This window comes from Bradyrhizobium sp. CIR18, from assembly GCF_014198295.1.
Lineage (GTDB): Bacteria > Pseudomonadota > Alphaproteobacteria > Rhizobiales > Xanthobacteraceae > Bradyrhizobium.
This window is the reverse complement of record NZ_JACIHF010000025.1, coordinates 1-2,877: the sequence shown is the minus strand read 5'-3', so window position 1 is coordinate 2,877 and position 2,877 is coordinate 1. Positions and strand designations below refer to the sequence as shown.

Below are 2,877 nucleotides of genomic sequence, written 5' to 3'. Positions count from 1 at the left end.
CTGCTGCGGTGTGTAGGGCAGATCAACGAAAGAGTTGAGACCGCGGTAGATGTCTGACGACTGAGCTGGCGCGTCTGATAGTTCAGTAAAGACCGGCGGTCTGGCGGCAGCCCCACCCGCCGCCGCTGACTGAGCATCGTCTCGCATCTGCTGCGGTGTGTACGGCAGATCAACGAAAGAGTTGAGACCGCGGTAGATGTCTGACGACTGGGCTGGCGCGTCCGACGGTCCGGTGAAGAGCGGCGGTTTGGCGGCGGCCCAACTCATCGGCGCCGACTGAGCATCGTCTCGCATCTGCTGCGGCGTGTACGGCAGATCCACGAAAGAGTTGAGACCTCGGTAGATCGCCGACGACCCATCTGGTACCGCTTCCGGCGTCGGCCGCGGCTCCCCACCCGCCTGGTCAGGGGAGACGCCCAGCGCAGCGTTCGCCTCGACGAGCCATAGGTAGTTCCGAAGACGATCGAAGCCCATGTCCGCGGTTCGATGGGCTTTTTTAAAGTCCGTGTAATCGTCGTTGAACGACTTTTGCTGCTCGCTGGTGCCGGTGAGTCGGCTCACCATGCTCCCCCGCCCCTTGCTTTGAAGCCAAGCACCGAATCTTCGTTGGTTGCCGGCCAGATCTTGAACAACTTTTCTCCGGCTAGTCTCCTCGGGTTTGAGCATGCTCAGCTCTGCCTTTTCCAGGCCATCAATGATGCGGGCGTCATCGGGGTAAGGATGCAATGTGGGCGACGGGACAGCATGACCGCTGGGCTCCCGAGACGCACCCGCTCCGGAAACGTGCTCGGCATCGCAAACCTTGTTTAACGCGAACAACAGAAGCTCGTCCTTCGGGAACAACTTCTGAGCGAATTCAATGCGCGCAGCGTGGTCTAGCCCGGATATCGAGTAGCCCTCAAGAGTAAGCGCGTTAGAAAATCTGCGAAGACTACGATCATGACGAGCAGCGCTGCCTGTCGTCATGCCACTGGCATTAAGCCGCTCTGAGAGGGGCGCGTCTTCCGCTGAGGGGATCGTGCGCGGCCGCCCGCCAGAAGCTACATAGCTCGGATCACGATACGCACGAAGGACACTCAACCCTTTCTTCATGTCTTCGTCCTTCGAGAAGTAAGTCTTGACGTGACGGACCAGGGACTCGTGGTCCCCCAGAACAATCGTTTGGCGATGAGCGCCAAGATGATTTCCAAGTCGGCGAAGCGCCTGAGTATAGCGCTTAACCGTCTTCAGGTTTGGCTTTTTCTGAGCCGCATATTTGGCAATCGCCTTATCGATAATGTCCCGATCTTCTGCAGAGAGATGGGGATGGTGGTTGCGGCCGCCACCGGAGACAGGACGCGGATCGGGTGGGCGCGCCTCGGCCAAGTGCTGCTCAAAGCCCTCTTGCCCGGCATGGCCACCCTGGTGCTCTTCCGAGACGGCGTGCGGCACCTGGGACCAAGCTGTTACATTGGATGGATCGAAATTGTCCGGGTCCACGCTAGCCTCACGTCCAAGAAATCAATTGAGCTGATCCTATTATGGATAGGCTTTCCAGAAGCTGACGAGGCCGTCGCTCGTGAAGCAATGCATCGCCGCAGCTGCAAAACGAAACTGCCCCGCGGCTCTCAATTGTCGCGGGGCTTCATGGGTTTCAGGACCCGCCTTCCTCGCCGCCGATGAAGCCTTGCGGCATGGGAGCCGACGACCCGTCATTGCTCTGGTTGCGAAACGGCATACCGGCGGCTCCGCACTTGTCCGCCGTCGATCTTCTCTCCCGGTCCGATCACTTTCGAGCTTGATCGGATGGGCCCAGCTGTCGTCGAAGTCGCAGAGATAATGGATTGCCTTTCGTGGATGATGCCGCAGAGCCGCGCCTTTGCAATATCGATGGGCTTCTGCTGACACCTTCTCGCGGCACATGGCATATGCAAGTTTCACGATCTCTTTGAAGAGATCAGCTTATGTCTATGCTTGAACATACCCTTAAGTCGGATGTCCGCTGGACAGATGGGTGGGTTCCAGGCAGAAGGGCATCGACCCACGCCGGCCGCTTTCGCACTTTGTGAATCTCGTCGGGTTCGTCAGCTTTCGGAAAGCTAGTCCCTGTACGGTGACGTCGAAGTTAGCGGCGCGTGGTAGGGACAGCGCTTGCCCCGTGTATGCGTGGGGCTTTGGGGCGCCGAGTCACGTTTCTGCTAACTTCAACCAGTGCGGGCGTGGCAGCGACAGCGTCTGATCCACCAGCTGACCAGCGCCGAGTCGCGCCTGCGCTGCTCCCGGTGTGAGACTGGGATCATATAAACACCATCGGACAACATCTTCCAGATCAACTAATAGCCAGCTTGCGCCCGCTCCGCGGAGAGGGGCTCCAGGCCGTAAATTTCAGAAATTGCTTGTAGTCGGCTCAACGCTGAGTTTGACCGTTAGGCTTCGAACGAACACAGTGCATAGGGTTATCACTGTCGGCTCCCGGTTTTGAGATCTTCAACCAGAGCCGCGCGTGTTCAGGGCGCGACATCCATGTTTCCTACCATGGTTGCACTATCGGAGGCGATGTGGATGTCCGGCATCGATCGCGAAAGATCCACTCGCAGGCTTCGGGTCTGTTGCAACCTCCGAAACACTCACGTCATCCTTTGTGTGACCACAGAGGGTCATTCCATTCGATGTCGACGTTGCGATTGTGTGGGCGCTACCTGCGGCGCAACGTAAGCATCCGGTGAGGACCGCGGAGCGGTGACTTAGGCTGCTTGGTTGACTTGGCTATTTCTGTTGCACCAATTCCAGGGAAGAAGTTCGCCGAGCCGTTGCACGGGATGTGCAGCGATGCGTGCCAGGACATCGGCGAACCAAGCTTGTGGATCCACGTCGTTCATTTTAGCTGAGACGATCAGG

At 58.3% G+C, this 2,877-nt stretch carries 1 protein-coding gene and 1 pseudogene; both read right to left on the bottom strand.

The genetic code is table 11. From position 1 onward, the window contains the following. A pseudogene (locus tag GGD65_RS38035) lies at window positions 1-1,479 on the bottom strand (hypothetical protein); the annotation flags it as partial. A gap of 1,244 nt (window positions 1,480-2,723) precedes the next feature. Beyond that, window positions 2,724-2,877, bottom strand: a 154-nt coding sequence (locus tag GGD65_RS38030; protein WP_183238539.1) for a transposase domain-containing protein, incomplete at its 5' end; no start/stop codon positions are given.